Here is a 24,809-nt window from a genome sequence, read left to right as displayed (position 1 = left end):
TGAAGGGGATGGTCTGTTATAATACTACAGGCATGGGTCCCAACTTACTGTTCACGGAGGCTTACCACAGCCTGGAGCACAAATAAGAAGGGATACCCACACCTGTAGCATGGGCATTCCGGCTTCTCATCTTGTGCTCGTTTTGAAAGTGGTAATTTCCGTGAGCAAGACTCAAAGCGAATGCTTCAATATTTTCGAAGGATTCGCAAAAATAACATATGTGCTTTAATGCACAGGTTTATTTAGCTTTTTATTCATATACCAAATATAGCTATCATAAACAATAACGTCAATAGTGACGTACTGATAAAATTAATTTGGTGGTTGCTTTACATGGATAATGGCAAAGCAATACCGTAACCAAGAATTCATTGATAAAATCATTAAACGAATTGAAGAGATTCGCTTACATAGAGGTATTGTTCAGGAAGATATAGTTGAAAGGACCGGTTTTACTCAAAAACAGGTTTGGTTAATGCTTAGCGGGAAAAGCAATTTTGCCATTTCTCATTTGGAAGCATTAGCACACGCTTTAGAGGTGCATCCCAGAGAACTTCTAAACTTTGATTTTGATCAAATTAAACATCCTCCTACAAGAAAAGAAAGAAAAGGCAAATAGAATTTCTAGTTTGGACGATGCCTTCGGCCCGGGCTCTTCGCTGTATCTGCTGCGCAGGATGCCGCTACGATCCCTATCGCGTAAGCTTTTGAAAGGTAATGTTAATTTACTTTTTTAGATTTAAGAGCAGGTGGAAAGTTTAAACACTGGTGATTACTTCAAACAATTGGGCCATTGATCTTGATAAGCCTGATCATTTGATGATTTTTAAAATGATTTCATCAGTCATCTTGATTTGCAGGTATGTATGTTAAGTGACTTCATCCTTGGCGATAGTGTCATATTGCAATTCCGTCAACTGCGAGAACAGGTAATCGTCATTTAGCAATTTCAAAAAAAGTTTTTTCGAAACACCCGTATCAAGAGATATCTGAGTTTCGTCGGCATTAAAATGGATTCTTCCAGTTAGCTTGGGATGATTTCTTATAAAGTTGATCACATTGACAGTAGGTACTTGCAGCACCGGTGAAAGCCTAACCTTTACTAATTTTTTTGCATTCGTTAACTGCGTGGCCAGTTCCAGTAATGGCTGCATGTCTGCAAGCAGGTCACTATTTTGAATGAGTTCGATTGTCTGTTGTGCCTGGCCAATGATTGCTGCTTCGTAGCCGAATGACCTTTCCAGCGTAGCCAGTTTAATAACAAACAACTCATTTTCGACCAACATAAAATCAAACTTCTTATCCAATACAATCGCATCCTGCCCAGAAGGTACAAAACGTGTGTTGGATACCGGCACGAGTAAAAACCGATCTCTTTGCAAGATATTCACCGGGTAATTTTTTTTGTATAAAACAATACGATGGGCTTCATCGCCGATTACTATGATAAAGCCCTCAAGGTCTGACAGATTGTCTCGGTCAAATCGAAATTGTTCACGGATATTATTTTGCAGGACATCCCGCATGACTTCGAGGCTATCGATTGGCTGCTGCAAGTCATAACGATAGATAGCATTTCGTCGCTCATCCGCTGCGGATAGCGGCATTAGATGCAATTGGTCATTTTGGATCAGGGTCTCCCGAATTGAGCCCACGTAGCGGGTTCGCAAACTTTGCTGTGCAACACCATCCAAGTCTACCCGCTTGATGATACGCTGCTGGCCATCATACAGTACAAAATAAAGTACAGCTGCCAACACCCGTTGTTCATCTACGTAATAGGCTAGCGCCTGCATTAATTCTTCTTGGTTCATTTTTTTACGAAATATATGTTCTCAGCTAAATAGATATTATGTACAGTATCACCGGTCTGTAATGGTTGCTTGGATATGAAGATCGCACCAGCGCTCTCAGCAGTATCAACTTTATAAAGCCGGTAGCCCAATAAAGCCAGCGTAGGATTCTTGTAAAAAAGATTGGTTCTTACGAAAATAGCCCCAATAATAATTAAGAGCATAACGGTCATGATCAGATCGCGACCTTCCAGTTTTACGCGTAGGAATGGTACGATATAGGTTGTTAAAAAGGTCAGGTGCTCAAAATTCTGATCGTCGATTTTCTTGATCGTTTTCGGCAGATCAGATGACCCTTTTAGCAGGTACAAAAAATGCCAGTAACACAAGCCTCCGATCAGCAACAGCACCAGCGAGCTCAGCGATATTAAATTCGGCTGTACAAAATTCCAGATTGCGTCCGCATGCAGCGAGAAATTGCCATGCACGAATTGGAACTCCTTAATCGCTACTAAAAGAAACAGCAGCCATAAGGAAATAATATAGAGCTCAATCTTTCGTAAAGCCTTGTCTAACATGATATAAAGATAGTTGATTTAGGTCGCTAATTATTAAAGATGGGCTTTCTTCTTAGTATCCGGTTTACATGACATCGCCAATTCATTCAAATCATATTCATCATAAAGCGTACGTAGAATATCTAATTCTTCAACAGCATGCCGCTGCTTAGCCAGACGAGGATTTTCGGTGTCTAAAAATATCAAATCTAATGGAAGGTTGATTTGCAGCTTACGCCGTTCTATGCCGGGAAAGTCGCTGTTTGAGGGGGAGCTGTTATTGTTGAATGATTGTTCTCTTAAGATGGAAATCGAAGGCTAGACACTTGGGCTAAAAAAGCAGAGCTATATTGGTAGGCGCTTTAAACTGGCAGTAGGGAAAATGGCTTTGAAGTCTCGGTAAGCATTTGAATAAGGTTTTGTGAGGTGAAAATTATAATAATAAAATATACATTACTAAAAAAAATATTTATCATAAAAAACATTAATTTATCTTTAACAACGATCATAAATTTTACCTTGACCTACTATTATGGAAACTAATCTTTGGGTGTTTAAATCATTTGAAGGGACGCGATCGTTTGGCGGAAACGAAGGCTATGCTGATCGCGCCGAACTGCATTATGTTTATGATAGTACGGTTTTTAATCACAATAAAGTAAAGGCTGGAGATAGTGTGATTATTGTAGACAAAAAGCATGTTAAAGGATTAGCGATTATAGCAGAGGTTATTATTCAACCCCAAACCCCTAAGCGGCAATACAGTTGTCCTGAATGTCAAACACGTCGCTTGGCGAGCAGAAAATCACTCCAGCCGCGTTACCGCTGCAAGAATGGACATGGTTTTGATGAGCCTATATCAGCAACTGTGTACGTTGACCAATATATTGCTAAATATGCTTCAGGATATCAAGCGATAAAGGAGCAGATACCTGCTCGATTAATCGCAAATTATTATTTGAATTACAACGCCTATTACTCGATCCAGGCAGCGCGGCAAGAATTATTAAGCGACCGCTTTAAAGACATCTCAAATTTATTGACACGGTCAATCCACATCCCTGGCGACAATTATGTTCCGTCAATCTCGGATATGCGCGATTATAAATTGTTAAAATTAGCAATTAGGCCCGCACAGGCTGCATTCCGCTCACAGTTGATTATCCGGCATGGGTCCAGATGTATGATCTCAAACTGTGATATTGCGGAAGCGCTTGATGCTTGCCATATCGCGCCATACCTTGGTCCAGAGGACAATCACCTAGAAAATGGCTTGATTTTACGAAAGGATTTGCACGCACTTTTTGATGCCGACCTTATCGGGATTCATCCACAAAACTTAACCATCAGTGTCGCCCAAAAACTTAAACAATCCAGTTACAAAGATTTAGAGGGCGTTAATGTGCTGTTGGACCATCAATACTGCTTGTCGATTGCAGCGCTGAAATTTAAATGGGCTGCCTTTTGCGAAGAAAACGTTCTTTAAACCCTTCCAACATAGCTTACCGGCTCCATTCGACAAAATTTGTCATAGCGGCCTTGAAGCATAAATAAGCCAGTAATCCGTCCAATGTCGTAGATTCGATATAGATGGTACCGCGATTCGTGGATGATCGAACAATCGAACTCTCTGGCGCTGAAAAAAAACGGCGTCTCTTTGGCCAATTTTGTGGTTTTGACTTCAATCAATCGGTCTTGCCCGCTTACTTCCCGAGATAAGATATCAAAGCCAAGACCATCCCCCTTATCGCGTGAAACCCATTCCACTTGATCAGCCAATCCTACTTTACCAGCCTGGCTTAGCCGATAGCGCTCATAAGCGACAACCAGTTCTTCCCCACGCACGCCCAACCGAGTATTTGCTTGCTCTCGCTCTAAATAATTAATTTGTCTCGGCTGCCAAAAGTCATTTTGACGCTTGGGACGTTCTTGAGCTAGCGGAGCCGGCGCAACCCAATTAGCGAAATCCACCGCAGGTATTGCGGGAACGCGCTCGGAAAAATCTAAAAAAAGCGGCACTAGAGAATGATCGCGATCTACATGCTTAGACACTATCACATTCAACTTAGTTTTTTGGATATTAAAAAGTGGCTTATATCCCCTGATAAAAGGTAATCCGAGATCAACTAATACAGCGCTAATGTTCTGATGCTTGAATTCGATGGCACCTTCAGAACGGCCACGCAACAATGGCAACAGCGCCTTTCTATGGACTGTCTTATTATACTTGATGCCTGAAAGATCAAATTTTAACATTGTAAAATAATCTGCGACCGTGAGTTCAACTTCCTCATCGGTCCAATCATCGTAGGCCATTCGTTATCATTAGTTATTAAATGCTAATATATTATAATTGTTAGCGATTTTGCGCAGTCCTGTTAAATTGGGACAAAGTATTATATTTGCTTGGACCTTGACTTTACACGATTGTACGGCCTATCATCGAATGTCGCTTTAATTCAGGACAAAAAGCTAGTTCGCAACATACATTAAGTCACAGGAACTTTTATTTATTTCATTACAATGATTGCTAAATATATTAGTATATTGAAGCGCTCATTATATCGTCACCAACGGTTTGTACATGCCTGAAGCTCAAGTTACTAAAAAATTAAAATTTATCGATCTCTTTGCGGGATTAGGCGGTTTTCACCTAGCACTAGCGGGTCTTGGCCATGAATGTGTTTTTGCCAGCGAGTTGAATTCCGACCTAAGAGAGTTATATACAAAAAATCACGCTACACCCATTGCAGGTGACATTAATCAGGTAACGGTACAGCAAATTCCTGCCCATGATATCCTATGTGCGGGTTTTCCGTGCCAACCATTTTCCAAAGCAGGTGCCCAGCTTGGCTTGGAAGATCCTCGGAACGGAAATCTTTTTTACAAGATCATGGATATTGTTAACCACCATGAGCCGGAATACATTTTCTTGGAAAACGTGGCGAACCTAAAGGGACATGATGGCGGGAATACCTGGAAGATCATCTATGAGTTGCTGAATGAACATTATGATGTGCGGGACCAGGTGATCTCTCCGCATCATTTCGGCATTGCGCAGCACAGGCTGCGCATGTATATCGTGTGCCGCCGGCGAACTAAGGGCGGACTGGCTGATTTTGTTTGGCCGGAAAGGGAGATGCGAGAGATTAGTATTCATGACATTGTCATACCTGACGATGATGATTACATGAGCCTGAGAGCTAATACCAGGCATCATTTGGCTATTTGGCAAGAATTTTTAAATCATTTGCAGCCGGATGAAGTTCCTGGTTTCCCGATATGGGCGATGGAATTCGGAGCGACGTATCCCTTCGAAGGTAAGGCGCCGATCCGTCAGGACCCTAAGGAATTGATGAATTATCTAGGGAAATTTGGGGAGCCCGTTGAAGGACATTCAATGGACGATGTATTGGAATGCCTGCCGATCTATGCGCGGACGGATGATGAGGATAGCGATGAATTTCCTGACTGGAAAAAAACGTACATTCGTAATAATAGAGCATTTTATCTAAAGCATAAGGAATGGCTGGATGAGTGGATCCCGTCTATACGCGGCTTTGAGAATAGCCATCAGAAATTTGAATGGAACTGCGGAACAAAAACAACGCTGAATATACAGGATAAGATTGTACAGTTCAGGCCATCCGGCATACGTGTAAAGTTGCCAACCTATTCGCCAGCTTTAGTTTTGACCACAACCCAGATTCCCATATTTCCGTGGCTGGGGAGGTATATGACACGCAAGGAAGCGGCGCGGATCCAATGTATGGAAGCCCTGGAAGAGCTTCCGCCAACTATTGCTAAAGCCTTTAAGGCGCTGGGCAATGCGGTGAATGTCCGTGTTGTCGCTAAGATTTCCAAAAACCTCATCAAATGAATATAGGGTCAGTATCTATTAAATTCAAGGCAGGCACTTACAGTGTGTTTCGAAATCTGCAGAATAAAGCCTGGCACGCCATCGGAGAATATGTAGACAATGCTGTCCAAAGCTATGAGGATCATAAGAAGAACCTGCGGGCCTCCAATAGCGGCTATCAATTCAGAGTGGCGATAGATATTAACTGGGAATTACGCGAAATGCGAATTTTCGACAATGCGGCAGGTATCGGTGAAGGAAATTTTTCCAGAGCATTTGAGCCGGCAAATATTCCAGTTAATAATGCCGGACTTCATGAGTTCGGCATGGGTATGAAAACAGCATCTATATGGCTGTCGGAAGTGTGGATCGTGCGTACGGCTGCGCTAGGAGAAACGCTGTCGAGAACCGTAGAATTCGATCTTCAAAAAGTGCTACGAGAGGAAAGTGAGGTATTAGATGTCATCAGCGCGCCAAAACTTCCAGGCGAGCATTTTACTGAGATCACGCTTAAGGGACTTACCGGTAACGCCCCGTCTCCCTATAACTTTAGCAAAGTTAAGAACCATCTCGCCAGTATTTATCGGCGATATATTCGGACTGGAGAGCTGGAATTATATATCAACGGTGAATTACTCACCTATAAGAATCCAGAAATTCTAAATGCTCCGGCAACGACCGATCCGGAAGGGCGCAGCATACTTTGGAAAAAAGAGATTGACTTTTCCATGGGAAAATACCATGCGCGTGGTTTTGTGGCACTACTGAACGAATTGTCTACCAGCATCAATAATGGGTTTTCCCTTTTTCGGCGCGGCCGGGTGATCGAAGGCAGTCACGATGAAAAATATCGCCCTAAGATACTTTCGGGGCACGAAGGCTCCCCGCGCTACAAGCGCTTGTTTGGAGAATTAGAATTAGAAGGCTTCGATGTCAGTTTTAACAAAGGCAGTTTTCAGGAAACAGCCGAGATCGAAGCGCTCATGGAAGCCATCAAGGTGGAATTAAGCGCTAAGGATTTTAATCTACTGAAGCAAGGGGACGACTATCGAAAAGGCAAAGGAAAGGAAGAAAGTGCCAAGGTCGCCAAAACTATCGTCGATAAGATAAAGACGGAAACCCGAGCAAAGCCACTGGACGCAGCAATAGAAGCTTCGCTGGAGGATTCGGCCAACAAGGAACTCGATGAAAATAATTCTAGGCTGGAATCAAGTACAAGGGTAATTAGCAGTCATACAGATGATATCAATATTAAAGGAGAGATATATCGCTTACGGATGGAAATGATCACCGAGCCATCGATATCTAACCTTTATAATTTAGTGATCGAGCACAGCGATACTTATTCAAAATCCGCTGTTTTCAAGATTAATATGAGCCATCCATTTTTTGGCCGGTTCGACAATTTTGAATCTGAGGAAGATTATAAACCGATTATATTAATGATTCGCGCCTTAGTGATCGCCGAGCTCTACGCCCCTTCAGAGGGCGCGCGCAGCCCTGGCATAGTGCGTAAGATTTTTAATAATGTACTAAAGAACTTGTGATGTCAGAAACTATAAGCATCTTACCTTCAGGTGATGGCAGCGATATGGCTGCCGGACCTTTAACAACTGCGCTGCTAGCTGATCTGGGGCGAAAGCTATCAGCGGAGGAGCGAGAGACCTTATTAATAGAGACCGGACAGATCCTGTCAAATTGTAACCCCGTGGACGAAATCGGCAGTGCCACCGGTATTGTCATCGGCTATGTGCAGAGTGGCAAAACCATGTCATTTACTACGCTAACGGCGCTTGCAGCGGATCATGGCTATAGAATGGTAATTTATCTGGCTGGTATCAAGAATAATTTATTAGACCAGACGACCAAGCGTTTAAAGTCTGATCTACAGACCGAGGCCGAGAATATGAAGATTTTTCGGGTGCTTCAAAGTCCAACTATGGCCGAGGATTCGGCGACCCTGATCAAGAACACGCTGTCTCAAAGACGCAAGCCAGTGGTGCTGATTACCGTGCTTAAGCATTATAAGCATATTGGGGAATTGACCCAGATCATCAAGACGCCGGAAGTTCGGGATGCGTTAGGCAGCCAGGGCGTGCTCATTATTGATGACGAAGCAGATCAGGCTAGCTTGAATACCTATGCCCGTAAAAACAGTAAGGCAGAAGATTGGGAGGAAGATGAATTTAGCTCAACTTACTCCAGTATACTGGACCTTAAGGCTGCATTAAAAAATCATACTTATATTCAATACACGGCTACTCCTCAAGGTCCATTATTGATCAATATCATGGATTTGCTTTCTCCGAAATTCCATGTGCTATTGACCCCGGGCGGAGGGTATACAGGCGGCAAAACCTTTTTCGTGGACCAGCCAGGCTTGATCGTCGAGATTCCACGGCAAGAAGTATATCATTATAAGTTGAATGATCTGGAGCATTGTCCGCAAAGCCTGATCGAAGCGCTACAGCTATTTTTAATAGGTGTTGCTATTGTAGTAGAGATTAAGCAGAAGGCGCGCTTTTTATCAATGATGGTGCATGCAGATCGAGAGACAGATGCAAGTAAAAAATTTCACAAGTGGGTCAAGGCCATCTTAGGCAGCTGGGCGGATAGGCTCAATGATCTCGATGAGGGAGATCCGAGCAGGCTGGAATTGATCGCCGAATTTAAATCGGTCTATCCTGAAGCGGTCAAGTTAATGGACGAGCCGCCGGCCTTCGACGCTGTGATAGAAGCTTTACTCGATGTCATTTTAGATTACCGAATACATTTAGTGATCGGCCAGGGAAGTAAGCGCAGTCCAGAGATCAATTGGAGTAGCGCTTCTGCGCATATTCTGATCGGAGCCGAAATGCTAAACCGGGGTTACACCGTAGAAGGACTTGCAGTATCTTACATGCCGCGCTATACGATAGGTAAGGCCAATGCTGATACTATTCAGCAGCGATGCCGCTTCTTTGGTTATAAGCGCAGCTATATTCAATCCTGCCGCGTATTTTTACCGGAAGGCACGATTGAGGAATATGAAGACTATGTAAAGCATGAAGAGATCATGCGCGGGGAATTATCGACCAAAAGCTTGGAAGAGTTTGAAAAAGTGCTGGTTTTAAGCAGCAGTATGAACCCGACCAGGAATAATATTCTAACCAAGGATATCGTTCGCTCAAAGCTATTAGGATGGCGACAACTTAATGCGCTGCAGCATATCGAAGAGAACACTAGGATTGTCGAAGAGTTTCGGGCCGCTCATGAGTTCACTTTATTTGAAGATTACAAGACTTCTGACCGAAATCACCTGATGGCTAAGGTTCCCATTGATGAGGCGATCAGTTTCTTACGTGATTTCAAAATATCGAATGTCCCCGATACTTTACGTAAATCATCGACAATTCAATACCTCAACCATATGAAAGAGCATACAGACCTGAAATATGCTTATGTTTTTGATATGGCTTATCAGGTTAACCAGGGTCGAGAGCGCTCATTAATTGAAAAGGACGGCAAATTAAAGATCAATAATATCTTCTCCGGGGCTTCCTTATCCGGAAGCCTAGTCTATCCGGGGGACCGTTATGTTTATTACCCGGATTTTCTTTGTATCCAGATCCACAAGATCCGTCTAAAGCATGATTCTGAATGGAATAGAAAAATCTTGTATACACTGGGGATTTATTATCCCGAATCACTTGAACACACTTTTGTGGGAATGCCATGAGTAGAAACTCCCTAAGCAAAGCGTTTGAAGAATTGCGAACGATGGTCGCCTCAGAGCATCAGGCTTACGCTGCTGTGCCTATTCCTAATCTACCCCTGCATCGCTTAGGGATTACCAGTGAAGGCCAGCCCATATTTTTTGTGCGCTGCAGTCCACAAAAATCTAGAGCTAAGCAAGCCGGCTATCGATTAGAGCGCCTGATCATACAATTCAGTAAAAAATGCCTCATTAAAAATAACCAGCAGGAGGAAGCGGAAGAAACTTTTACGACGATAGAGCTTAGGCCTGGCGCTGATGAATTAATCGCTTACTTTTTAGATGTTTTCTACTTACTGATCAAGGGGCTCCCAAAGAACACCGTAGTCGGTGACCTAAATGAAAAATTGCATGAAGTTTTATCGCTTTTTAACCATCTGTCCGCACCACCTAAGCGTACTGTGCAGGGGCTGTGGGCGGAACTGCTGGTGATCGAGCGGGCCAAGGATCCTGCGCGTTTAGTTAAGGCTTGGCATCGGGAATCTACTGATAAATATGACTTCAATGACGGCGTAAGTAAGATTGAAGTAAAAAGCGCCGCATCCTCCAGGCGAGTCCATCATTTTTCTGCTGAGCAATTGCTTCCAAATCCAAGCTCTCAAACCTTGATTATCTCCATTTTTGCTATCGAAACCGCAGCAGGATCGAGCATAGACGATCTCGTAGAGGCTATAAATAAGCGCTTACAGGATGAGGCCTTGCTACTTGACCTGAAAATGAAGATAGGCAAGACTTTAGGCAATGCGCTAGAATCGGCACGAGATCATTATTTTGATTATGCGCAAGCGGCGGATAGTATTAGGCTTTTTGATACAAATGATATTCCTAAAATAGCAGTAGAGAACATCCCTCCACAGATCCAGCGGGTAAGCTATGATTCTGATTTAACAGATGTTAGCCCTGTATCTGTAAGCGATCATGCCTCAGCCTTATTAAAAGCAATCTAATTTTGATCGCTGATAAGTTGCGCATGCATGTTTTTTGCGATAGCCAGCCAGTCACTAAAAGACATCGCTGGGTATAAGGCGCTATAGTGGTCAAAACACTTGGCTGCGGTATCTAAAATTCTTGTTTCACGAAGCATAGGCATGATTTCAGAAAGCACGCTTGGGTCGGTAACTTTGGTAAGAATGGCCTGCTTCTGGATGGAGTTCTTTTCGACAAAGGGCACGAAAAAGGGAACTTCCTCTTTAAAAAGCTCTTGATATTTTTTAAAAAAAACCGGAAGTAAGCTGGAATGAAATGCCAGAAACCTTTCTCCCGAATTCAAAATGCCTACATTGAAATCTTCCGGTTGAGGTAATTTTTGAATAGATATTCTCGAATACAAGGAAACATTTCCGCGTACATTTAATCGCTTTTCAAGTTTTTCTGGGTTCCAGGCAACAAATGAATTGTTATTTTCATCATAGCCTAATGCGATAAATGTAGAGCGACGGTCGCCATCGGCCAAGCGGAGCATTGGGAGTTGAATTCTGGAAACGTCAGGGCTTCCTTTAAAATAGCCTGGAGATAGACTTTTTACAAAAACAATAAAGTTGCGGTCTGCTATTTTTAACCGAAACGGATTGCCCTCACTCATCTCGAAATCTGAAAAACCTTCGAGAGCAGCGATAAATCGCTCACGCAATTGTTTGAGATAAAGTTTAAGCATAATAAAGGTGAAGATATGCATAAATAGGATAATCGCCAATACTTCGATAATAGGAATCGCTTAGCTTTCCACACAGTTCCGCCAGTTTCTCAGCGCAATCATCGACGAAAATGCAGTATTCTCAGCCATCAATTACGCTCCAGCCTATTTTCTTCCATCGCGGGGCGTTCAACTAGTCCATTTTGACATTAATCTCGATCTCCGGCCTTATATCAGCGTACAACAAAGTTTGCATCCGCTGCGAGCCTTCCCAAGCAGTTTTGTCTGAAATTATCGAGGCAGTACCATTCAGTTTTCCCGGAAACTTATTCATCAAAAAAGACGAGATATCAATGTAATGCGATCATGTCTTCAGTTTCCTTTAAAACTTTTTCCATTGCTGACGAATTTTTTTATTTCTTTAGAAAGGCCGTTTCCGTTAGCATTAGTGTAATGTGCTGGTTTTAGTTTGAAATCTTGCTTTTTGAGGGTGCTATTTTAATTGGTTTAATAGATTAGATAATTTTCTCATAGGGAAAATCGGTTCATTGTCCGGCGAAATAGAAATATACAGGACATTAATACTGTATTGTTTCAATTTTTTTTCGACAGAAGGCTCAAGTTTTTCTGGAAGGATCAAGATCAAAAGTACAGGGGTAGAAATGGGAATGCTGTAAATCAATAGTTGCCCCACAGCGCTGTAAAGATTATGTGTACTAAGACATGATTTGATCTCGAACAAGGCTTTGATTCTTTTGAGATCATGAATAAAAAGATCTCGATTACGATCATTTCCGACTTTAAAACCTTGCTTTTCCAGTAGACCAGATAACGCGTTCACAATAATATAATGCGTTCTGTTCGCCTGACCGCCCCGGGTCAGGTCACCAAGCGTGTAGGTTCCGCCTTTTTCATCATTGAACCGAAAGGGATTCGCATTGAATTCATCCGGAAAAGTGACGAGATCTTTGATGCGGCGGATTTCGACCATGAAGTTTTTGATTTGAATTGGAAGTAATGTTGAACCTATTTCGCCAATGACACAAAAACGAGTGACCTTACCCAATTCATCAACATCCTCCTGATCGCCACGAAAATTTTCCAAAAACATAGACTTACCTATACCAAGTTTACCACCACCGATATTTCCTCTGTGTAATAACAATACTTGACCGGCTTCCGATTTGGCTAAAGCACCGGCAACGGATCGGTCGGTTTGCTCAATTGGTATATTGATTTGCCCGGTCATCGAGTTACTCGTATTCTCATTTGGCCTGCCGAGTCCGAATAGATTCTTGATAACTCCTTCATATTCCCAGGTCGCAAACCAAAGATCTAATGAATCAGAATATTGAACGGTTTCTTGAAAACTACCGCCGTGATAACCGATGGTACACTCGATCTCTTCATTAAATAACGGCAAAAATTGCCTTAACAACTTTTTATGCGCTCTAAGGATTTGTCCGCTGTCATTGAGTATGCGTAACATGGTGCTATAATTGGAGGCTGACTTTTTCTGGCCTGATCTTATCTGTTAAAATTAAATTAGCCGGGTTATTAATTATTTCGATGATTGCATCTTCTTTCCCTGCGTTAAAGACGCGATATATTGAATAATCACCACCTGTTGCGAACATAAATGCCCATTCCGGGCCGGATAGGTAAACTATCTCTTTAACCGGTGATGGTGTTCCTTTAACATCTATGTAGCGCTTGTGACCATTTTCCGAATACGATATGTCATAAGGTAATTTAGATTCCACATCCTTATTCACCCAGACAATGTCTGCAAAACGACCCTCTTTCGACAAAATGGTGTAAACCTTTTCCTCACTCCAACGTCCCACCTCATCTCTGGATTTTTGATCTTCCATCGTCCTGTAATTGGCCACGGTCGCAGTTTGTATCTGGATGCCTTGGTCATAAGAGCGGTTCCTAATTACGGTTGGGACCGTTGTATCGGTCGCATCACTGGTTGGCGTGAAAGGCGTTTCGAATTCTTCTCGCTCATCCACATCATAAACATCATTTTGATCATTGCGAGTTCCTGTATGTGACGAGGTGGAATGTGCAAAAGGTGGACTTTGAAACCCAGAATACGCCTCTTCAGCAGGTTCAATCACTTCTTCCGCCAGCTCTGGCTGAATGGACTGTACCGCAGATATAAATGCCGTAGAATTAATATCTAGGCCCAGTGTAATGAAATGCTCTTCAATGTCAGCACGCTCGATGGCGAGAAGAAGACGTAATTCTTCACTGAATCCCCTGACTTGGAAAATGGTTAACAACTCAGGTAGCAACGAATATAGAACCAACGGTTTCTGCCAATCTCCTTTGAAGTAGAGTTTAAACTGGTCTTTATAAGTGTTCAACTCAGGCCCGGAAAATGTTTCCTGTCCGTTCTGGAAGGTAAGCCTCGCACTTTGAACAACATAGAAATCTGTTTGAACAAGGTTCTTGTGCATCTTTTTAAAAGTTTCCAAAAAGTCCTCATACTGCTTTTTTGCAACGACTAGCGCTAAGTATGGAAGTATGCTCAATAGTTTATTCTTTAATGCAACATTATGCTTTGGATCTTCCGTTCCAAAATCTGGCACATAACTATTGATCTCTGGTATACCGAGCAATTCGATCAACTTTTTAAATTCCGGTAAATTAGGCCTCGAATTTTCGGGAAGTAGCATGACTTTCAAGGTGTCGGTAGAGGTGCTGAAGCTTGCTATGCTAACTAATTTTAACGTATCGACGTTTTCGAAATTTAAACTGGTAGAAGGTAAACGATTCTTCGTTGCCCAATCTTTGATAAGCACTTCATTTTCCGGCGATAGGTTAGGCATCATTTCCCCCAACTTATTGTAGATCAAACCGAGCCGACGTTGATCCGCGCGCGTTATAGGTGTTCGGTCATGAGCGACCGCCATCTGCTCTAGAATGTGTAAATAGTCACTCAGGGACAAACTGGTTTTGAGTTTCAATAACTTTCTCCAGTCATCGCTTAAAGGGCGTTCATGATCTAACACGGGTAAATAAGCACCGGAAATTTCTATTATTTCCTGGTCATTGATGAAAACATCCGAAGCCTTTTCACAGGTTTTCATCCTGGTCGGAATGAGCGCCATTTCCGCCAGGGACCATTCAAAGAAATTATCCTTCAGATACGGGGTATCATAATAATTAGCTTCTCCTTCGTCGGATGACTGTCGGCGAAAATTTGTTTTGAAAATTTGGTCCCAGAAAACCTTTGAAAAGGCGTATTCCGTTGCAAACTCCAGCAAACTATAAGACTGTAATTTATAATTGGTAATAGTATTATAATGTACCCAACCCGCCCGGGATACATACCTCAAAGTGCTATTGGAATCAAAGAAACTAACGAATGCATTATATTTAGTTCGGGCTTCTGCTCTATCTAAATTCATGCATGTCTGCTCGATCTTCTCTGCCACCCCCAATTTTATAAGGAAAGTTTTCCATTCGCTGGTGAGATCTCCTTGTTGCCAATATTCCGGCGACACAAAATGACAGGCATCGTTTACAGTTTCCAATCTTAATTCTGGCTGATAAAAATCAGACAGAAAACACAACTTGGCAGATTCCAAATTCACTTTGGTGGTTTTGATCTTGATATCCTGCATCTGATCTAAATGATCTTTTGTCAAGACGCCATCTTTGAACCTTCGAAACAAAAACCTGATCAGTTGTAAATGATTCTGAGGTGTAGAGCAATTGGTTATATTTCCAATGATCTCGTTCTCAATATAAGCCATTTCTGATGGCTCCTTGACACCAAGGCTTTCGAGCCATTGTATTACCGGCCGCTTTTCCTGAATAACTTTGTATACCTCTTCGTGAATAAGAGTCACACCGTCTCCGAATTCCGTTTGATAACTTATACCCGGAAAGCAAATGGCCTTAGGTGCTTTCAAATTCCCTTCAGCCGAAAAAATAAAGGGGATTTTAGCAAGTCTTTCTTGCCATTCATCACCCTCAGATCCGTTCGCCTTATCAAAAAAATACTCGATAAGTTTATCATTATCCGATGTTTTGTGACTGTTCTTAAATTCTTCGGAAAGGAAAAAATCTTGTAGGTGTTCAATATCATAAGATAGCGCCCCATAATTGATCAATGTATCAACATCGCTCACATCTGCATGCACAAAACTATCGATCGCGTATCCAGTGCCTTTTTCACGGTTGATAAAATCTATAAATGCTTGCCTATCTATAAATTCAAGGCGAGATAATCCTGTCTTATCGACGATCAGTTCAGACGTTCGTTTAAGTTTAACACCGGCGTTAGGTATAAAGGCCGTTTCCCTTATCTGCCGTAACAACTCGTTATTAAAACGACCTTTCAAGCCGGCGCTACCTGCTTGCACAGATGGTAATATTTTTAGGATTTGAAACTTAAAGTCAGTGTTCGACCAAGCGGCCAGCCACAGGATCAATTTTTCGGCAGTTAGATACATTAACCATTCGTTCCACAGATGGTCTTCATGTAAAGCTTCGCGCGGTGCATTGGTCAAAAAATTACTATTGACGAGAAACGGGAATTGAAAAGACGAAACCTTGGTAGGTAAATAGGTAAAAAGCAGGCTTTGGCTCTGCTGAACTGGCATAATTTGTTGATCATCTAAACTGACCGCCAATGAAAGCTCCGTTTTTTTAGCTTTCTTCAATTTGGGAGGGGTATCCTCGTCCTCTGCCAGTTTTTGTTGTAGGGCTTCCGGCACAGCGATATTGGAAAATGTTTGAACTAACCAGGTACTTAGTGGTTCGCCGTCTTTCTTCAAAGCAATTTTCTTATAAGAACAATGCTCTTCAATAAGTGATTTTTCCAGAACACAACTGATTTCTCCACCAAGCGCAACAGAGATTTTATTTACTTTCCTCAGGAAAAGCAGGATACGCCCGTCCGCCAAAACTTCATCGAGATCCGCCTGAAGGTCTTTGGCGTTCTTCATTTCGATGACGGTACTTACAGCGTATTCATCTTTTAATACCGAAGTGATCGGTGCAGATAGATCTCGCTCTTCGGTCCAGACAGGAACGATCTGCCAAGGCGTGCGTTTGCCATGAACGTGTTTATCAAAACGGAATCGATAACCATCAGAAATAATGGACACTCGCTTTGAGCGGCCGAAAACGGATTTAAATCCGATCCCCTTGTATCCTGTTGCATTGGGGTCGTCTTCTTTTTGACTTTTACCGGCACTAGCCAGCGAACTGATATCTTTCTCTTCAAAAGGATTGCCATTATGGGAAACGATCAGGGCATCGTCGAGAAAGTCAAATCTCACTTCGTTTCCGCTTTCATTTCCTGCATCATCGGCATTTTGGATAAGTTCAAATACAAAGCGAATGTTTTGAGAATAAATATCGGAGGACACAGTATCCAGAAGGTTGGCCATAATCTCCGACTGTTCTTCGTCTAAATATACCGACCGCTTTACAGCTAGAGCATCTATAAATTCTTTTTTCATTAATGAAGTAAGGTGAGGATTTAATACTTTCCTCAGCACTACTGAGGAAACTCAAATCTACTAATTACAAATTGGCAAATTCCCTAAAATATTTTCTTATCCGACACGATTTTCCATCTCGAAACTTACCGATTTCATAAGATGAACATAAAGTATTCGGGCATTTTCGCTGTGCTGTAAAAGCCGACGGTCTTTGGTACAAGAACGGACTTTCCGTACTTGCCGGACACGTTCATGGACTGCTTCGAGTATTAGCCACTTACGCTATTTTCCCAAGAAAACGGACAAAAGCGGCGTCAATCTCGGTCAGCCGTTTCGTACGAACGCATAATGTCCTCCGCTGCGCTGCGGCCACCCTCCGGGACTTATAGTTCTCCCGCTCCGTCTTTACGACCGCTCTTTTGACTTTCTTTTTTACCGTTTTTTCTTTTGAAAAATAGCTATCCGGGAGGGTCGCACAGGTAAAGGGGGAAAGCAGATCAATTCATTAATTAACGAATTTTTAAACGACTAAAATTTAAAGGTCATGGAAATTACAGGAAGATTGGTAGCAGATGCTGCCGTAAGGAACGTCGAGGGAGACAGGACAGTAACCAATTTCAGGGTAGCGGTGAACCGCAGGTATGTGTCGGGCGGTGAGCAAAGAGAGGACACCACATTTATTGATTGCGCTTATTGGCGTTCGGATGCCGTTGCGCCTTATCTGACCAAAGGCTTATTGGTGCAGTTGTTCGGGCACATCAGCGCAAGACCGTGGGTGAGCCGTGACGGGGAGCCGATGGCGAGCCTGAACTTTCACACCAACGAGATCACCTTATTGGGCGCATCCCGTAAGGCAGAACCGGCAACGGCAAAGAACAGAAGAAACCGGAAGAACCAAGCGGCTTAAAGCAATTCAACATTCAGTAACATTTAAATTTTAAGATGATGGCACACAACATTTTTTATAATGGGCAGACAGAGCAACACAGCTTCTTTAGCGTGAAGGAAAAGGCATGGCATGGATTGGGGCAGATCGTACAGGATCACCCCACCAGCGCCGAAGCGATCAGGTACGCGGGTTTGGATTATTTTGTAGAGAAGCGGCCCCTGTTCACCAATGGCGCACCTTTAGGGCTGGACAACGTGGATAGCGATCTGGCTTATCCGTCTGTCGAAGTACCTGACTTTTACGCGACCGTACGCACGGATAACGATGCGGTTTTGGGCGTGGTGGGCAAAGATTACGCAGTGGTACAGAACGCGGATGCCTTCCAGTTCTTTGATGCCATTGTGGGTGATGGCAGCGGGATCAAATATGAGACCGCCGGAGCGTTGGGTAAGGGTGAACGCATATTCATTACCGCTAAACTGCCCGAATACATCAAAGTGGGTAAAGCGGATCTGATCGAGCAATACCTGTTCCTGACCACTTCGCATGACGGCTTTGGGAGCATCACAGCAGCCTTTACGCCGACCCGGATCGTGTGTAACAACACGCTGAATGCAGCTATGCGTAACCATTCCAACGGCATCAAGATCAGACACACGGCTTCGGCGAACGACCGTTTGAAGCAGGCGCATACGCTCATGGGTATTTCTGATCTCATGGCGCAGGAACTGGAAGAGTTGTTCAATTACTGGACAACCGTGCGCATCACCGACAAGCAGGTGAAAAAGCTGATACAGGTCGCTATGGCACCGAACAAGGAAGTGCTGACCAATCTCGAATTGGGTTTGACCGACAAGCTATCGACCGCTTATACCAACATCGTGGACAATACCTTTGCCTACGCGATGGGTAACCCGACCCAGCAGATGGAAACTACAGCAGGCACTTTATTTGGCGCTTACAATGCCATTACGGGCTACTACCAGAATGTGCGGAGCTTTAAGGATGGTGACGCCAAATTCAGATCCATTATGGATGGCACCGCTAAACAGCGCGCGCAGGTCGCTTTTGACCTTTGCGGGAACTTTGCCCGTCAGGGGGCAGATGCGTTAAATCTTATTAAAAACTAACCTCATGCAACCATTGAAAATATTGAACAATGTGCAGAAAGCAAGGCTTTTGCACAGCTTATTGAGCAACGAGATACCCCAATTTCTGGGGTATCTTCAGGAATTGACCGAAACGGTTTTGAGCGATCAGGAACGCATCGCCGCGGAGTGGAAAGACCCCATGTTCGGTGTAGGCATGTGGATCGAACTGGCCAGAGATACGCAAAAGGTGATGGTCAAGTATCCCAAAGACCTGCGCAAAAGCGCGCCGGCCTTCGCTGACCAGTTATTCGGCGGGTTTATGGCTTTGTTTACCGTGCATGCGTTGTTGCAGTACACCGAACGGGGCAAACATGCCGACCCGAAATTTAAACCGGCCGTTGAACTCTTATTCGGTTAATATAAATCCCCAATCAAATCATATAATCTCCTGCGGTTTATTCTTATTGGCGCTATGCATGCTGATCCGTTATCAGATCGGAAAGCGCCGGTTCAACCGCAGGGGATCTGGCGGGGTGCAGTATTTTTCGAGCTATGGCAAGGCGGTGGCGGTAGGTTTGTTGGAAAGGCTCTGCTTATTCGTCGCGAATGTTTGCGGTTTGGCGGGGCTTTTCTTGCTGGCTGTTGAGGGATATAATCAAATCAAGGTTTAAGATCAGGGAGCGTAACAGTTGAAAAACTTAGCGTAACACTCATGATGCTTAACTGCCGTTTAAGGCTGCCATACAGCACTCAAGTTCAGGACGTAGCTTTGCGGAACCTGCCGGGATCGTGAAAATGCCGGCGGGCTCCGCCATGCGGAGCCCGGGAGAACGCCCCGAATTTTGTTAACGCTTGAGTTCAGAGGCAAAAATACGGGGCGCTTTATTGGGCAATATCATCAACGGTGGATCCGTTCGATAGCTTAAAGGTCATGTCCAGGATCGCATCGATCGCGTTCAATATGTCCTGACGGCCATCCGGCTTCGACAGGTCGATATCAGAGAACATACTGCCATTGTTCCGGGTGTGCAGGATCATGTAATAAATGCCACCGACCAATAAGGCGGCGATCGCCCGGAAATTTACTTTACCTTTTTCCAGATAATGATCGGTCATCTCCAGCAGTTGCTGCCCTTTGACCTCGCGGGTTTGATGGATGCTCCGCATGAGGTCGCTCTTGGCCGCCAGTTCCCAAAAGATAAGCTGTTGCATTTCCTTGTCTTCATAAAAATAAAGAAATTGGTTCTTGAGAATGTAGCCCAGCAAACGCTTCATCTCTTCCATACCTTCCGGTACCCGCAGTTCATTCAGTTGATCTGCAAAACGCATCCAATAATCGGTCTCGACCACATAGGCTTCCACCAGCCCCTCAAAGGTCCCGAAATAACGATAAATTAGTTTTTTATCGGTGCCGGCCAGCCGGGCGATCTTATTGACCCCTAAGCCCGCATATCCTTCATTTTTAAAAACCTGGGCTACAGCATTGATCAGTTTTCTTTTCGTTTGCTCTTTATCTCTCATCAATTATTATAGTTTAGGTAGTTAATTTAAGTACAGTAACTGTAGCTTCGTTGAAGCAAAGCCTTTTGCCGGTTAACGGCAAAGCCACCATGCTTTACGCAGGTGGCTTTAACGCTCAGATGACGAATTGAGCCGGGGCATCAGGATGCAATTGGTTAGTAAAGCATCTTTTGAAAAGAATGACCTTGTATTCTCAAAGATCAAAGTCTGTAGCCGCCGCTTGCTTCGATCACTTGTGCGGTTACCCAACGGCCTTCATGTGAGGCAAGGAAGGCAACAACATCTGCGATGTCCGAAGTTTCTCCGAAACGGCCCAGTGAGGTATCGGCTTCAATAGATTTTACCATATCTGCATTCTCCCGTACTGCAGCATTCATGTCCGTTTTGGTCCAGCCTGGTGCAACAGCATTGACAGTGATCCCGCGTTTACCAAGTTCCATGGCCAATGCATGGGTAAGGGTATTGATAGCGGCTTTGGCCATAGAGTAGATCGGAACCATTGGCATCGGGCGTGTCGCTAGGCCTGACGAAATGTTAATGATGCGCCCACCGTCAGATAAACGGCTCTGTGCGGACTGGATCATAAAAAATGGCGCACGGGCATGTACCGCGAACATCGTGTCAAAGCTGTCGGGTGTAGCATCCGGCAAGCCGCCCCAGCCGGAATTGCCGGCATTGTTCACCAGGATATCCAGTTTTTTGCTACCGTTCCAGTTTGCCAGTTCAGCATCCAGTTGCTCAAATAAAGCCGGAATACTTGCCGCATCAACAAGATCTGCCTTTAGTGCGATAGCTGTTCCTCCGGCTTGCTCAATCGCTGCGACAACTTCGTCAGCAGCTGATTTACTTGCATTATATGTAAATGCAACGGTTGCGCCTTCGGCGGCAAATCGTTCAACAATAGCTCTTCCTATACCTCTTGCACCGCCGGTAACCAATGCTGTTTTGCCAGCCAGGGCTTTTCCGGTAGTGGCATTCTTTAATTCATTCTCTTGTGCCATAATATGTTTTTGTTATTTATGACAAATCTCAGGAAAGCCCCTAAGTCTGATTTTGCCGTTTTGCGGGAATGCTTTGCCGGATCGTGTATCCTTGCTTTTAATATCTTCCTTTGGTGAATTCTTCATACAACTTCAAATGGATCGGAGGAAGTATATCCAGGCGGCCGCCTACAGGGACCTTGCGATCGGTCTCTTTAAGCAAAGTTTGCGCAGCAGCCGGTCTCAAAGGGTCAACGAATGTGGTCTGATAGATCCTGCGGGCTTCTGCATCAGGGGTGCCTTCCGGAACGACCGGTGCGTATGGCCAGTAATAGATCGGGGTCATTGGCTCGAAACGCCAGCTTTCTGCAAGGGGACCGGCATCTACGGTGTCATAACCGATCGTATTGATGAATTGCTCAACAGCGCCCTTCGCTTCCTCATCATCGCCGGCGATCGGAATGGTCGTGCGTCCGGGATCGTTTTGAGGTCTTGCATGCAGGGCAATATGCGGATACGGAATATTATTGAATGCCTTGACGACCTCTGCACCGATCAGGTGCTGCTGTACCAGTTCACTTGAAGTGAATTTATTATTGTCCAGATCTTCGATGTTGTAACCTATTGGGTAATAATTCATGGTGTCGATCACCGTCTTCCCGGCAAGTTCACCGGCTGGTAGTGACTGGTAATTGGGCAAGGGGATCGTTGCGACCACAATGTCGGCTGCTTCGATCGCTTCGCTGATGCTGCCGGCTTTGGCCAGCGGACCTAATTCTGCAATAAGTGACCGGAGGCTTTCCGGCCCGCGGGAATTGCTCAAAACCACATTGATCCCGGCTCGTACGGACAAGCGTGCTAATGTGGTGCCGATCTGACCGGTGCCGATGATGCCGACGGTGCTGATCTGATAACTGTTCTCTGAAGTGTTTTTTGCCTGTGACATAAGATATGTAATTTATAGGATGACAGGAATAAGTAAGCCGGAGGCATTCGCCCCCGGCATTTACGCTTTGTTAAAAGGGGTATTTAAGGATATACTTTTGCTTATTTCAGGTGGTACTGGATAAAACCACCGTCGATGGCGATATCGGCACCGTTGATGTAACCGGCAGCGTCGCTTGCCAGGAATACAACAGCACCAGCGATCTCATCAGCAGTACCCACACGCTGTAAAGCAGTGGTCGACGCTAAATACGCCTGCGCTTCCGGCGGTGCTACTGAATCCAGACCAGGTGTTGCGATCGGGCCGGGACTAACGATATTCACGCGTATCTTTCTTGGGGCAAGCTCATTCAGGGCAACGTCTGCGATCTTGTTTAAAGCAGCCTTGGTGGCTGAATAAACAGCGGTGGCGATCGCAGAACCTGTAGCTACACCTGAAGAAGTGAAAGTGATCGATGCGCCCTCAGCTAAATGCGGGGTCAGCTTTTGCAGCGTAAAGAAATGTCCTTTCACGTTGGTGTTGAATTGCAGGTCAAAATCTGCTTCGGTAACATGCTCGATCGGCGCGAAGGTCGCAACACCGGCGTTCAGGAAAAGAACGTCAATCTTCTGACCACTTTCCGCTACTGCTTTTTCCAAAGCAGCGATACCTTCGAATTTTGAGGTGTCCGATACCACTGTTTTCAGTTTTGCACTGCCGATCTCATCAGCCGCTTTCTGAAGGTTATCTGCATTTCTGCCGGTGATCCATACATTGGCACCTTGCTGAATAAATTGTTTAGCGGTAGCTAAGCCAATTCCCTGACTGCCACCTGTTATTACTACATTTTTGTTTTGTAAACTCATTTTCTTAAATATTAATTTTGTGATGCAAACATAGGGGTAGTCGATTTATTTTCGTTACTTTGTAGCTTAAAGTAACGGTATATTTGAGGTAACCAAGTAACTTATGACAGAAGAAATTTGCCACAAACGCGACATCCTTGCCATCCACGATGCAATGGATGTACTCAACGGAAAATGGAAAATATCCATCATTTCCTCTATGTGTTATTACAATGATCGCCGGTTTTCAGAGATCCTGAATGACCTGCACGGCATCTCCAACAAGCAGTTAAGTAAAGAACTGAAGGACCTGGAGGAGAATAAGCTCGTTAAACGCACTGTTTTGGATACGACACCTGTATCTGTTAAATATAACTTGACAGAATATGGTTGGTCATTGCAAAACCTCATATATGACCTGTCGGATTGGGGCAAAACACATCGCGATTTCGTGTTGCGGGAAGGCCAGGAAAATGCTCAAAGAACGGTCGCTCAGGTATAGCACTTTTTGCTGAGCAAATAAGATCATCGGGACGAGACGACGGAATCTGCGCCATCCTGACAACGAATACAAATCTTGGGAACGGTGACGGATATTTCTTTGCCGTTTATAGGGTTTTCATTGCCAAGTTCCGTATACGACAAAGCCTTTGAGGTACTCAAAGGCTTTGTCGTATGATAATTATTAGCCGTGCTTATACCAGTCCTTCGCGGAAGATCGGTCCCGGGTTAGCCTGGATCACTGAGACCCCTAGGCGAACAAGTGTGGCATCGCCGTCATATTCATGGTTGGCAACGTGATGCACGAGCACACCCAGCTGTTCAATGGCTCTAGCTGACTTTAACCCGCCGGTATTCAGCGGTGTAAAACCTGCATCTTCGATCAGGCCACGGGTGATCTTTCCCGCTTCCGCATCATCACCTGCGTAGAATATATTAGGCTTTATTGCGTTATCCGCCCAGGCTGCCGGCTCAAGCGTAGGCGCTGGCAGAACGTTGAATGCTTTGACCACTTTCGCTTTGGGTAACTTGGATTGTAGAAACTCAGTGGTCGAACTGTTCTTCATGAACTCCAGATCATGGTAGTGTACAAATTCCTCGGTAACACCCAGCGGGTTCATGGTCTCGATCACGATCTTTCCGTCCGCTGCATTACCCACTGCTTCCAGTACGCCCTCAGCACGTGGCCAGTAAACAGAGAATAACAATACGTCGCCGAATTCCGCAGCTTCGCGTATCGTTCCGTAGCGCGCCTTCGCTCCAAGTTCTTTCAATAATGGCTCAAGGTCCCAATAGTCGCTGTCTTTCGCGATAACCAATTCGTGTCCGGCGGCAACCCAGGCTCTTGCAAGCCTTGAGCCGATATTCCCGGTATTCAAAATTCCGATTTTCATTTTCTTTCTTTTTATGTAATGTCAAAGGTCAGGAAGTATCACTTTTCCGATTTTGCCATTTTTGGGTATTACTTTGCCATTTTTTTCAGTTTTGTAATCACAT

General features: G+C 44.2%; 23 protein-coding genes. 11 read left to right on the top strand and 12 right to left on the bottom strand.

Translation table 11 applies throughout. The features are described 5' to 3' along the window. The first annotated feature begins 340 nt into the window (after positions 1-340). Entirely contained in the window at positions 341-619 is a 279-nt protein-coding gene (locus IRJ16_RS14485; protein WP_194112320.1) for a helix-turn-helix domain-containing protein, read from the top strand. A gap of 250 nt (positions 620-869) precedes the next feature. On the opposite strand, the gene kwaB is transcribed toward IRJ16_RS14485, so the two are convergent. From kwaB to IRJ16_RS14470, 3 genes are read right to left on the bottom strand one after another with little or no spacing between them, the layout of a single operon-like run. After that, complete coding sequence (gene kwaB, locus IRJ16_RS14480; protein WP_194112319.1) at positions 870-1,814, bottom strand: anti-phage protein KwaB; 945 nt, start codon at positions 1,812-1,814, stop codon at positions 870-872. Next, positions 1,811-2,371, bottom strand: coding sequence for an anti-phage protein KwaA (kwaA, locus tag IRJ16_RS14475; protein ID WP_194112318.1), 561 nt, complete (start codon positions 2,369-2,371; stop codon positions 1,811-1,813). Before kwaA ends, kwaB begins: the two co-directional genes overlap by 4 nt. Before the next feature lie 33 nt (positions 2,372-2,404). Further along, on the bottom strand, positions 2,405-2,557 hold the full coding sequence (locus tag IRJ16_RS14470) for a hypothetical protein (RefSeq protein ID WP_194112317.1): 153 nt from the start codon (positions 2,555-2,557) through the stop codon (positions 2,405-2,407). A gap of 325 nt (positions 2,558-2,882) precedes the next feature. Between IRJ16_RS14470 and IRJ16_RS14465 the strand changes: the two genes are divergently transcribed. Next, a complete protein-coding gene (locus IRJ16_RS14465; protein WP_194112316.1) occupies positions 2,883-3,836 on the top strand; it encodes an HNH endonuclease in 954 nt (317 codons plus the stop codon). On the opposite strand, the gene IRJ16_RS14460 is transcribed toward IRJ16_RS14465, so the two are convergent. Further along, positions 3,833-4,666, bottom strand: a complete 834-nt coding sequence (locus tag IRJ16_RS14460) for a DUF3883 domain-containing protein (protein ID WP_194112315.1) — start codon at positions 4,664-4,666, stop codon at positions 3,833-3,835. The two genes, IRJ16_RS14465 and IRJ16_RS14460, sit on opposite strands and share 4 nt — an antisense overlap. 268 nt (positions 4,667-4,934) lie before the next feature. Between IRJ16_RS14460 and IRJ16_RS14455 the strand changes: the two genes are divergently transcribed. Genes IRJ16_RS14455 through IRJ16_RS14440 form a run of 4 tightly spaced genes read left to right on the top strand, consistent with a single transcriptional unit; the run spans position 4,935 to position 10,910 of the window. Next, entirely contained in the window at positions 4,935-6,230 is a 1,296-nt protein-coding gene (locus tag IRJ16_RS14455; RefSeq protein ID WP_194112314.1) for a DNA cytosine methyltransferase, read from the top strand. After that, positions 6,227-7,756, top strand: coding sequence for an ATP-binding protein (locus IRJ16_RS14450; RefSeq protein ID WP_194112313.1), 1,530 nt, complete (start codon positions 6,227-6,229; stop codon positions 7,754-7,756). The genes IRJ16_RS14455 and IRJ16_RS14450 overlap by 4 nt, the downstream gene beginning before the upstream one ends. Further along, the gene (locus IRJ16_RS14445; RefSeq protein ID WP_228080168.1) at positions 7,756-9,927 is read left to right on the top strand and encodes a Z1 domain-containing protein; all 2,172 of its coding nucleotides are present in this window, start codon (positions 7,756-7,758) and stop codon (positions 9,925-9,927) included. Before IRJ16_RS14450 ends, IRJ16_RS14445 begins: the two co-directional genes overlap by 1 nt. Continuing rightward, positions 9,924-10,910: a PD-(D/E)XK motif protein gene (locus tag IRJ16_RS14440; protein WP_194112312.1), complete on the top strand. Its 987-nt coding sequence runs from the start codon at positions 9,924-9,926 to the stop codon at positions 10,908-10,910. The genes IRJ16_RS14445 and IRJ16_RS14440 overlap by 4 nt, the downstream gene beginning before the upstream one ends. Here the strand turns inward: IRJ16_RS14440 and IRJ16_RS14435 are convergent. From IRJ16_RS14435 to IRJ16_RS14425, 3 genes are all read right to left on the bottom strand, one after another. Continuing rightward, complete coding sequence (locus tag IRJ16_RS14435) at positions 10,907-11,617, bottom strand: hypothetical protein (protein WP_194112311.1); 711 nt, start codon at positions 11,615-11,617, stop codon at positions 10,907-10,909. The two genes, IRJ16_RS14440 and IRJ16_RS14435, sit on opposite strands and share 4 nt — an antisense overlap. A 472-nt stretch (positions 11,618-12,089) precedes the next feature. Then, a complete protein-coding gene (locus tag IRJ16_RS14430) occupies positions 12,090-13,085 on the bottom strand; it encodes a hypothetical protein (RefSeq protein WP_194112310.1) in 996 nt (331 codons plus the stop codon). Between the two features lie 4 nt (positions 13,086-13,089). Further along, positions 13,090-17,079: a sacsin N-terminal ATP-binding-like domain-containing protein gene (locus IRJ16_RS14425; protein ID WP_194112309.1), complete on the bottom strand. Its 3,990-nt coding sequence runs from the start codon at positions 17,077-17,079 to the stop codon at positions 13,090-13,092. A gap of 526 nt (positions 17,080-17,605) precedes the next feature. Between IRJ16_RS14425 and IRJ16_RS14420 the strand changes: the two genes are divergently transcribed. The 4 genes from IRJ16_RS14420 to IRJ16_RS14405 are packed head-to-tail and all read left to right on the top strand — an operon-like array spanning position 17,606 to position 19,712. Further along, the gene (locus tag IRJ16_RS14420) at positions 17,606-17,968 is read left to right on the top strand and encodes a single-stranded DNA-binding protein (RefSeq protein ID WP_194112308.1); all 363 of its coding nucleotides are present in this window, start codon (positions 17,606-17,608) and stop codon (positions 17,966-17,968) included. A 38-nt stretch (positions 17,969-18,006) separates the two neighbouring features. Further along, on the top strand, positions 18,007-19,080 hold the full coding sequence (locus IRJ16_RS14415; protein ID WP_194112307.1) for a DUF932 domain-containing protein: 1,074 nt from the start codon (positions 18,007-18,009) through the stop codon (positions 19,078-19,080). Between the two features lie 4 nt (positions 19,081-19,084). Then, on the top strand, positions 19,085-19,459 hold the full coding sequence (locus tag IRJ16_RS14410) for a hypothetical protein (RefSeq protein WP_194112306.1): 375 nt from the start codon (positions 19,085-19,087) through the stop codon (positions 19,457-19,459). Between the two features lie 58 nt (positions 19,460-19,517). Then, the gene (locus IRJ16_RS14405; RefSeq protein ID WP_194112305.1) at positions 19,518-19,712 is read left to right on the top strand and encodes a hypothetical protein; all 195 of its coding nucleotides are present in this window, start codon (positions 19,518-19,520) and stop codon (positions 19,710-19,712) included. Between the two features lie 211 nt (positions 19,713-19,923). Here IRJ16_RS14405 and IRJ16_RS14400 read toward each other — a convergent pair whose 3' ends face one another. From IRJ16_RS14400 to IRJ16_RS14385, 4 genes are all read right to left on the bottom strand, one after another. Then, positions 19,924-20,562, bottom strand: a complete 639-nt coding sequence (locus tag IRJ16_RS14400) for a TetR/AcrR family transcriptional regulator (RefSeq protein WP_194112304.1) — start codon at positions 20,560-20,562, stop codon at positions 19,924-19,926. A gap of 200 nt (positions 20,563-20,762) precedes the next feature. Next, the gene (locus IRJ16_RS14395) at positions 20,763-21,563 is read right to left on the bottom strand and encodes an SDR family NAD(P)-dependent oxidoreductase (RefSeq protein ID WP_194112303.1); all 801 of its coding nucleotides are present in this window, start codon (positions 21,561-21,563) and stop codon (positions 20,763-20,765) included. A 97-nt stretch (positions 21,564-21,660) separates the two neighbouring features. Then, entirely contained in the window at positions 21,661-22,488 is an 828-nt protein-coding gene (locus IRJ16_RS14390; RefSeq protein ID WP_194112302.1) for an NADPH-dependent F420 reductase, read from the bottom strand. 101 nt (positions 22,489-22,589) lie between these two features. Further along, positions 22,590-23,333 carry an SDR family NAD(P)-dependent oxidoreductase gene (locus tag IRJ16_RS14385; RefSeq protein ID WP_194112301.1) on the bottom strand — a complete coding sequence of 248 codons (744 nt, stop codon included), beginning with the start codon at positions 23,331-23,333 and terminating at the stop codon, positions 22,590-22,592. 103 nt (positions 23,334-23,436) lie between these two features. On the opposite strand from IRJ16_RS14385, the gene IRJ16_RS14380 reads away from it, so the two are divergent. Further along, positions 23,437-23,814: a winged helix-turn-helix transcriptional regulator gene (locus IRJ16_RS14380; protein ID WP_194112300.1), complete on the top strand. Its 378-nt coding sequence runs from the start codon at positions 23,437-23,439 to the stop codon at positions 23,812-23,814. Between the two features lie 193 nt (positions 23,815-24,007). On the opposite strand, the gene IRJ16_RS14375 is transcribed toward IRJ16_RS14380, so the two are convergent. Beyond that, positions 24,008-24,706, bottom strand: a complete 699-nt coding sequence (locus tag IRJ16_RS14375) for an NADPH-dependent F420 reductase (RefSeq protein WP_194112299.1) — start codon at positions 24,704-24,706, stop codon at positions 24,008-24,010. Between the last annotated feature and the right edge of the window lie 103 nt (positions 24,707-24,809).

It is taken from the genome of Mucilaginibacter myungsuensis (genome assembly GCF_015222005.1).
GTDB classification, from domain to species: domain Bacteria; phylum Bacteroidota; class Bacteroidia; order Sphingobacteriales; family Sphingobacteriaceae; genus Mucilaginibacter; species Mucilaginibacter myungsuensis.
Note: the sequence above shows the minus strand (reverse complement) of the source record. Positions and strands in the feature narration are given on the sequence as shown.